The 8,062-nt window shown below is 50.3% G+C and carries 8 protein-coding genes and 2 tRNA genes; 6 read left to right on the forward strand and 4 right to left on the reverse strand.

Annotated features, from left to right (window positions below):
• Nucleotides 1–53 precede the first annotated feature (53 nt).
• Entirely contained in the window at nt 54–3,209 is a 3,156-nt protein-coding gene (locus tag KNP82_RS12340; RefSeq protein ID WP_214828182.1) for an SH3 domain-containing protein, read from the forward strand.
• Between the two features lie 42 nt (nt 3,210–3,251).
• On the opposite strand, the gene KNP82_RS12345 is transcribed toward KNP82_RS12340, so the two are convergent.
• From KNP82_RS12345 to KNP82_RS12355, 3 genes are read right to left on the reverse strand one after another with little or no spacing between them, the layout of a single operon-like run.
• Nucleotides 3,252–3,665 carry a hypothetical protein gene (locus tag KNP82_RS12345; protein WP_214828185.1) on the reverse strand — a complete coding sequence of 138 codons (414 nt, stop codon included), beginning with the start codon at nt 3,663–3,665 and terminating at the stop codon, nt 3,252–3,254.
• Complete coding sequence (locus tag KNP82_RS12350) at nt 3,662–4,216, reverse strand: hypothetical protein (protein ID WP_021067839.1); 555 nt, start codon at nt 4,214–4,216, stop codon at nt 3,662–3,664. The genes KNP82_RS12345 and KNP82_RS12350 overlap by 4 nt, the downstream gene beginning before the upstream one ends.
• A gap of 2 nt (nt 4,217–4,218) precedes the next feature.
• Nucleotides 4,219–4,578 carry a hypothetical protein gene (locus KNP82_RS12355; RefSeq protein WP_021067840.1) on the reverse strand — a complete coding sequence of 120 codons (360 nt, stop codon included), beginning with the start codon at nt 4,576–4,578 and terminating at the stop codon, nt 4,219–4,221.
• 128 nt (nt 4,579–4,706) lie between these two features.
• On the opposite strand from KNP82_RS12355, the gene KNP82_RS12360 reads away from it, so the two are divergent.
• From KNP82_RS12360 to KNP82_RS12375, 4 genes are all read left to right on the forward strand, one after another.
• Nucleotides 4,707–4,780 (forward strand) — tRNA-Gly (locus tag KNP82_RS12360).
• Between the two features lie 16 nt (nt 4,781–4,796).
• Nucleotides 4,797–4,870 (forward strand) — tRNA-Gly (locus KNP82_RS12365).
• Nucleotides 4,871–5,050: 180 nt separating this feature from the next.
• A complete protein-coding gene (locus tag KNP82_RS12370; protein ID WP_021065283.1) occupies nt 5,051–5,851 on the forward strand; it encodes an MBL fold metallo-hydrolase in 801 nt (266 codons plus the stop codon).
• 398 nt (nt 5,852–6,249) lie between these two features.
• On the forward strand, nt 6,250–6,456 hold the full coding sequence (locus KNP82_RS12375) for a DUF3006 domain-containing protein (RefSeq protein WP_016508383.1): 207 nt from the start codon (nt 6,250–6,252) through the stop codon (nt 6,454–6,456).
• 41 nt (nt 6,457–6,497) lie between these two features.
• On the opposite strand, the gene KNP82_RS12380 is transcribed toward KNP82_RS12375, so the two are convergent.
• Nucleotides 6,498–7,052: a peroxiredoxin family protein gene (locus KNP82_RS12380; protein WP_131472443.1), complete on the reverse strand. Its 555-nt coding sequence runs from the start codon at nt 7,050–7,052 to the stop codon at nt 6,498–6,500.
• Nucleotides 7,053–7,126: 74 nt separating this feature from the next.
• On the opposite strand from KNP82_RS12380, the gene KNP82_RS12385 reads away from it, so the two are divergent.
• Entirely contained in the window at nt 7,127–7,984 is an 858-nt protein-coding gene (locus KNP82_RS12385; RefSeq protein ID WP_251128741.1) for an aldose 1-epimerase family protein, read from the forward strand.
• Nucleotides 7,985–8,062 lie beyond the last annotated feature (78 nt).

Genomic DNA, 8,062 nt, shown 5'->3' on the forward strand with positions numbered 1-8,062 from the left:
ACACTAAAAGAATACACATATTTTGATACGTATTCACCGAAAGGGGTAACACATTGAAGCCAACGATCACACGATTGAGCACGGCCGTCCTCATCTCTAGCACGGTGTTGAGTACGCTCGTCCCCGCTCATTCATATGCAGCAACATACGAAGGAACAGTGAATACATCGATTTTAAATGTTCGTTCCGCCACATCTACCACTTCGGATATTGTCGGGAAATTGACCGAAGGCGAAACCGTTCAAGTGTATACGACGAACGACAACTGGGCTCAAATTGAATTCGAAGGCGAAAAGCGCTACGTATCGTCGACTTATTTGACACTCAAATCGACCGTCACGAAAACGGCGACGACCGCCTCGACGACAGCGACGTCTGCTTACAAGGCTGATGCGAACGTCAACTTGCGCTCATCGACATCGACGTCTGCCAACGTCTTGACGACCATCCCGAAAGGCGCGACCGTCACTTATATCTCTTCGCACGGCGCAACCGGTTCATGGATGAAAGTGACGTACGGCAAGTACACCGGTTACGTCGTAGCTCGATACTTTACGCCGTCGGCTCCTGTCGAAACACCATATTACGCAAACAAGACAGCGGTGCTATACAACTCGACCGGTTCGGGCGCGACGAAACTCGCGACGATTCCTGCTGGTGCCAAAGTGACGCATCTCGCCTCACTCGGCGCGACCGGCTCATGGTTTAAAATCCAATATGGCACGAAAATCGGCTACGCTCCATCCCGTAACTTCTCGACGTCACTATTGACTCCAGATACGTCGACGCCTGAAACGACGACGCCTTATTTTTCAATCACAAACGTCGCCCTTTATAACAGTTCGGCCTCAGGCGCGACGAAGATCGCGACCATCCCTTCGGGTGCCCAAGTCGAACAAATCGCAATGGCAGGACTCAGTTCGTCCTGGTTCAAGATTCGTTACAATGGCGTCACCGGCTATGCCGCAGCCCGTAACTTCTCGAAGACGAAGCCGGAAGTCGTCGTACGAACGCCTTATTACGCCGCTCGCGATCTCGTGTTGTATAAATCGTCTGCCTCGGGTGCAGATCGTCTCCGGACCATCCGCGCCGGCAGTAAAGTGACACAAGTATCGGATGCTGGACTCGCGAGCTCATGGTTTAAAATCGAGTATGACGGTGTCACCGGCTATGCCGCAGCTCGCAACTTCTCGACGACACCACCAGAAGTGATTGTCATCAAGCCTTATTACGCGATTCGGAACGTAGCGATGTACAGTTCGTCCGCCTCGGGCGCAACGAAAATCGATACGATTCCATTCGGTGCGAAAATCGAACAAATCTCTCAAAGCGGATTATCGAGCTCATGGTTCAAAGTCCGCTATGACGGGAAAACCGGTTATGCCGCTTCACGTCACTTCTCAGTCGAAAAACCGGAGGTGATTGTCGTGACAGATTACTACACGACGCAACGAGTCGTCCTCTATGACCGGTCGGCATCACCGAAAACAAAAATCGCAGTCATTCCGACAGGGACAAAAGTTCAGCAAATTTCTGAGGCCGGATTGACCAGCTCGTTGTATAAAATCAAATACGGCTCGCTCACGGGCTATGCGACCGCGAGTTACTTTGCGGACAAGCCGCCAGTACCAGAAGAACAGCTCGAATCAGAACGTGAAGTCGAGGTCGTCGTCGCGAACAACGGGACGCTGAACGTGCGCAATAAAGCAGTCGATGGCGCCGTCATCGGAAAGCTCGCGAACGGGACGGTCGTCAAAGTGAAGCCGATTGTCGGTAGCGACTGGGGTGTCATCTCGTATCTCGTCAACGGCTCGCTCGTGAAAGGGTATATCTCCCTCACATATACGAAACCGTATACACCGCCTGTCGCCGGCAGCAAGGAAATGGTCATCACCGAGACGCCTTACCCATACACACTCGCCTCGATGATTACGACCCAGCGCAACGTGTTCTCTCAATCGGACGCTTTTCGTAACGAGGACGCTTACGTGCATAAATCATTGATTACAAAGAGTACGACGGGCGAACTGTTTACGACGAAACTTCAATACTTGAAATCGACAGCTTCGTCATCTGCCACGACGCTTGCCACGTTACCAAACCATGCGAAACTCGCATATCTCGGTGCTCAGCAGGTCGGGACCGTAACATGGTATAAAGTTAAGTATGGTTCGTTTACTGGTTATGTCTTGGCGACCGCGACCGCACCGGCTGGAAAAGTCGTAGCAACCGAACTGTTCGCGACTCGATTCCAATATTTGAAGGCGACCGCATCGTCAACGTCTACAAACGTGACGAGCGTATCAACCAACACCAAACTTGAGTACTTGGGGACACAAAAGGTCGGATCAACAACTTGGTATAAAGTAAAATACGGCGTATACACCGGTTACATTAACGCCATTTACGCCGTTGGAAGCACCAACGTCTTGAAGGACGCCTCGATGACTTCCCACTCATTCGGAGTCATCAATCCGGGTGAAGAAGTCGCAATCACAGGGGAAACGGATCAGTACTACACAATCACTTATTATCGCCCTAGCGGTTATGATATTCGTGTGTATGATCGCTCTTGGCGCCGGGCGACAAACGAAGAGATCACACGTCACGTGTCACCATCTTCGTTCGCCACGACATCACGGGAATATTTCCAGTTCCTCGATTTGTCGAAGGGAGCCGATTTGACGGCGCCTGTCTTGAACAAGTCACTCGTCGGTAAAGGGATTTTAGAAGGACGCGGTCAAGCGTTCATCGACGCCTCTCGCACGCACAACGTCAACGAGATTTACCTGTTGTCGCACGCATTGCTTGAAACCGGGCACGGGACGTCCGCCCTCGCGACCGGGATACTCGTCTCAAGCGTCGACGGCAAGGCTGTCACACCGAAAACCGTCTACAACATGTACGGCATCGGTGCGATTGATGGGAACGCCCATGTCAAAGGTGCTGAACGCGCTTATAAAGAAGGTTGGTTCACACCGGAAGCCGCCATCATCGGCGGCGCTAAATTTATCGGAGATGAATATATCAACGACCCGGATCTCAAACAAAACACGCTCTATAAGATGCGGTTCAACCCAAGCAATCCAGGAACGAATCAATACGCCTCAGATATCGCTTGGGCGACTAAGCAGACCACTAACATCTACAACATGTATCAAGATCTCGAATCCTACACACTTTACTTCGACGTTCCAAAATTCCAGTGAGACACAAAGAGACACGCAGCCGACGATGGCGCGTGTCTCTTGTTATGTCCATTCGATTGAGTCAATGATTGCTTCAATCTCTACTTTTTCATTCGTCACTTCATCGGCGACATACGTCAAAAACAGGAGTCGTTTTCCGTCTGTGAGTGACCAGACGTCGAGATGCATCCCATCCTCGATTCCGCTCGCATAGGCCGTCGTCATGCCGCCTGCATCTGTCGTGACACTCGGGGCGATTTTGACGTCAATCGGGAACTCGCCTAAAAACGTGTTTAATTCTTGGAGAGCCGCATCGCTTGGCGCTTGTTCTTCCTCTGCTTCATAGATGGACATCTGAAGCGTCCCTTGGGCGTCGGCTTCGACCGAATAAAAGCTGACATGGTCTTCTTCTTCATTGTATTCAAAGTGTTCTGGGTAGGATAGACGGATCCAACCGTCAATCTCGTATTCCTTCATGCTGTTTGCTCCTTCGTCTTCTTAAATGCTAGACCCGTCACCATCTTTGCTTGGAGCGCATATTTAAGGCGCTCGGTCACGTACAGACGTTGACTGTTTTGGTCTTGGGCAATCATGTGCCCGAATAAGTTCAATCGTACAGTTTGATGTGATAAAAAATAGAGTCGGTCCGGATCTAACGGTCGATATTCGCCTGAATCTTCAAGATGCTCAATCTCGAAGCGACGCAATACGTTGAGCGCGCAATATTGATCCGTCTTCCCGGTGCTCGTGTGCAACTCGACTCGAACAAGCTGAATATCGTATGGGCATAGGTTCATAAAAATTGGCCCGATTCGTTCATGGATGAGCAACACTCCCATATCCGTCTCAATCAAATCGGGGAGTGCCTGCTTGTCTTGTGAGATGCTCAAGACGACATAAGGACGTTCAGTCGGTGCGAGCAATTCCCCTTTAAAAAAGCGGAATCGTTGGATGCCGGTCAATACACGGGCTCGCCAGGCACTGCCCCGAGCTTCCGCTTCAATCCGATATAGCCTTTCTCGACTCACGACTACTCCCCCTTCAATTGTTTGAGCGACGCGACGAATCGTTCCCACTCCTTGTCGTCACAGACGACCTTACTTTCAATTCCCCATTCTTCCTCGATCTTCAAACGTACTTCGTTCGTTTCGAGATGACGCGTGAGCTGAAGTGCCCCAATTTGAACGGATAGCGGTTCGACGATGAACTCATTCGTCGCCGGGCCGATCCATTTCAATCGTTCCGTTCGAAGAATCACCTGCCAGTCCGACTCGCGATTAATCGAGAACATCCATTGGCGAAGCTTCGTCTCGTGGTTGAGTTGTTTGGATTGTTTCATCATCCGAAACCCTTCGCTCATCATCTGTAAATAGGATTTACGCTCACTCATGCCCCATCCACTCCTCTCCTCTATTATCTTAGCAAGACGACCTAGCCGCAACAACCAATGTTTTTTCAAAAAAGGGTTTGCAAAGCTAAAATCCTGTGCTATTATATTACCGTAACGTTAAGCGTTTCGCGGGTGTAGTTTAATGGTAAAACCTCAGCCTTCCAAGCTGATGACGAGAGTTCGATTCTCTTCACCCGCTCCATTTTAAAATTTCATATGCGGGTGTAGTTTAATGGTAAAACCTCAGCCTTCCAAGCTGATGACGAGAGTTCGATTCTCTTCACCCGCTCCAATTACCGACATATACGCGAGAATTTGCTCGCACACATAACCGCACGGTGTCCCGTGCAACAAGCAGAACGTCATTCGACGTTCTGCTTTTTTTGTTTTTCAGCATAATAGCACCGAATTCAACAACGCTTAAATGACGTTAATTCGGGAAAAGGATGGAAGACAAGAAGGAGGGATTCCTGTGATTCAAGTACGTCTTCAACCGTTCACCGTATACGAGAGTGCTTTGATGCGCACGACTTCGACGTTAATTGAGACGAACGAAAGCTTGATTGTGATTGATCCGACCTGGTTGCCCGAAGAAATCGCCACGATTCGCCGGGACGTCGAATTACGACGCCGGGGGAAAAAGCTGTATGTCATCTATACGCATCAGCACTATGACCATATCATCGGGGCTTATGCGTTCCCCGATGCCACCGTCATCGCGTCTCAAGCGTTCGTCGAGACGGATGCGAGTTCTCAGCTCGATGAGATTCAATCGTTCTACGAACAGTATTACATCGATCGTCCCATCATCAAACCTGCTGTTGATATTATGATTTCGGAAGATGGTACCCTCGCCCTCGGCTCTACGCCCATCACGTTCTTATTGACGCCTGGTCACGAGTCGACCCACATGTCTTTAATCGTCGAGCCGTTACGTCTGCTTGTATGTGGCGATTATGCCTCCAATATCGAGCCCCCGTTCATCGAACACGATGCCGAGGCGTATTTGACGTCGTTGCAGAAACTTCAAGCTGCCATTTACGAGTATGAGATTCGGTGGCTCATTCCTGGCCACGGCGACTTGTGTGACGACCGTAGCAAAATGATGGAGCGACTGAGCGCCGCCGAAGAATATATCCTCGCCTTGCCAGAAGAACGCGTCTGGTCTCCGCATTGGCCCGAACACGCTTTCTTCCAGCGCGTCCATGAACGTAATCGGAAGCACGTCGAGCAAAAAGCAAAAGATCGCGAGTCGCGGCAACAAGATTATTGACGCAAAAAAATCGCAACGTCTCCCCAAGACGTTGCGATTCCCCCCTATTATGTAGACCTATTTCTTTGTGACGCGTTCTGAACGGACCGTGAACATACGGTCAATCCCATAAATGGTCACGCCGGTGACAGCGAGCAATCCAATCATAGCTGATGAAAACATTGACCATACCCCCATTGTTCACAAATTCGTCATAATCACCCCGTGCCTTCATTATAGAAGAAAATAATTCAAAAAGAAAGCGTTTTCTTCAAAGTTTCTTCACAATTCTGTCACGCTTCTGTTTTTACTTTTGCTTGTCTAGCCTTGCGCAAATATGTGTAGGTTTTGTGGAATGTGGGAATACACTCTATAAGAATAAAAAGAGACAGAAAGCTGTTCGTTGAGGAGGAAGAGGCATGATCAAGTATGGCACGTTGGTGCGGGTCGAAGGGAAGTATGCCGTGTTACGTTGGAACAACGGCTCGAGCTTTATCCCAAGACGATTCTTGCCATCAGAAGCACGTGTTGGCGATACCATCATTCGAGATAACCACCATTACTATCTCGAAGAAGACATGACACCCAATTTCGATGCGCTGATTAAACAACATTATAAAAAGTAGACAAAGACAGACCGGTTTCTTTCCAGTCTGTCTTTGTCCGTTCATTTCGTTCGGTCATGCAGCCAGTCGAAATCGACTGGTCCGACTTGTTTGGCCGTGATGATGCCGTCTGGCCCAATTACGTAGGTGGTCGGGAGCGCGACGACACGATACGTCTTCTCCACCGTCCCCGTCTCGTCCAATAGGATCGGGAAACTGACCGGCACTTCCTGTAAAAACGCATCGACGTCTCGTTTACCGAGCCGCTCGTTTTTCGTCGCATTCACTCCGAGCACAGGGATGCCTGTATCTTCGCCGAATTCAATCAACTCTGGCAACTCTTCCCGACACGGTGGACACCACGTCGCCCAAAAGTTCAGGATGACTTGTTGCCCTTCATAGTCGGCGAGGGACACCGGCTGCCCCTCCGTCGTCTCGAGCTCGAACTGTGGCGCCCGCTGTCCGACTTCAAGACCACCGAGCACGCCGTCGTCCGTGGCGACTTCGACCGTCGGCTCACTCGCTTGGCTCGTCTTGTACTCGTCGTAACCTTTATAAGCCAATCCTCCAATGAGGCCGGCCATGATGAGACTGATCGCTAGTTTATGAAATCGCATGATTTACCCCTTGTTCTGTGGACTGTTCACTCCTAAACTTAACTTATCACATCATTCAAAGGAGAGTAACTATCTTGCAACTTCACAATGAGAAAGTTAGCGTCACCCTAAAAGCGCACGGTGCCGAAATGACAAGTTGGAAAGTCGAAGGAACGGAGCTCCTTTGGCAAGGCGACCCGACGTATTGGGGGCGGCAAGCCCCAATCCTATTCCCTTTCGTCGGAAGGCTGCTTGACGACCGCTACTTATATGAAGGACTGACATACACGATGAGCCAACACGGATTTGCACGAGACGAACTGTTCGAGGTCGCCGAGGCTTCGGACACACACGTCCGGTTCATTCTTCGTGATTCGATCGAGACCCGTAAACACTATCCGTTTTCATTCGAACTGAACGTCATCTATCGCTTGATCGGCGAAGAGTTGAATGTGACGTACCACGTCGTCAATCGGGATGATGTCGTACTCCCATTCAGCATCGGCGGACATCCGGCCTTCAACATTCCGTTTGCCGGGGGCACGTTCGAAGACTATACGATTGACTTTGGGGAAACACGAACACTCGACCGTCTCTTGCTCGAAGGACCTTACTTGACGGGTGCTTATCAACCGCTTGGGGAACGTCGTTATATCCCGTTGACGCATCATTTGTTCGACCAGGACGCCCTTATATTTGAACAAATCGAATACGCGGCGCTCCGGCATCAGCCGAGCGGCCGGGCCATCGTCATGGAATCCCCCCAGTTCACCCACTTCGGCATCTGGTCACCTCCACATTCCGACGCCCCGTTCGCCTGTCTCGAGCCGTGGTTCGGACATGCCGACTATAAAGGGCACCGGAAAGACATCCTCCATAAGGAAGACATGCAACTGCTCGAACCAGGCGAGTCGTTCGAAGCGACTTACACCTTGTATATGGAAATCGAGTAGGAGGGAGTGATTAACTCCCGACCTCTCACACCACCGTACGTACCGTTCGGTATACGGCGGTTCAATTAAGATGTATGA

The sequence above is a fragment of the Exiguobacterium sp. s26 genome (genome assembly GCF_018618235.1).
Lineage (GTDB): Bacteria > Bacillota > Bacilli > Exiguobacteriales > Exiguobacteriaceae > Exiguobacterium > Exiguobacterium chiriqhucha.

Excerpts from the sequence above, each read along its gene's own strand:
- KNP82_RS12345 (WP_214828185.1), bottom strand. The coding sequence starts at position 3,665 with ATGAAGGAATACGAGATTGACGGTTGGATCCGTCTATCCTACCCAGAA.
- KNP82_RS12355 (WP_021067840.1), bottom strand. The coding sequence starts at position 4,578 with ATGAGTGAGCGTAAATCCTATTTACAGATGATGAGCGAAGGGTTTCGG.
- KNP82_RS12375 (WP_016508383.1), top strand. The coding sequence starts at position 6,250 with ATGATCAAGTATGGCACGTTGGTGCGGGTCGAAGGGAAGTATGCCGTG.
- KNP82_RS12380 (WP_131472443.1), bottom strand. The coding sequence starts at position 7,052 with ATGCGATTTCATAAACTAGCGATCAGTCTCATCATGGCCGGCCTCATT.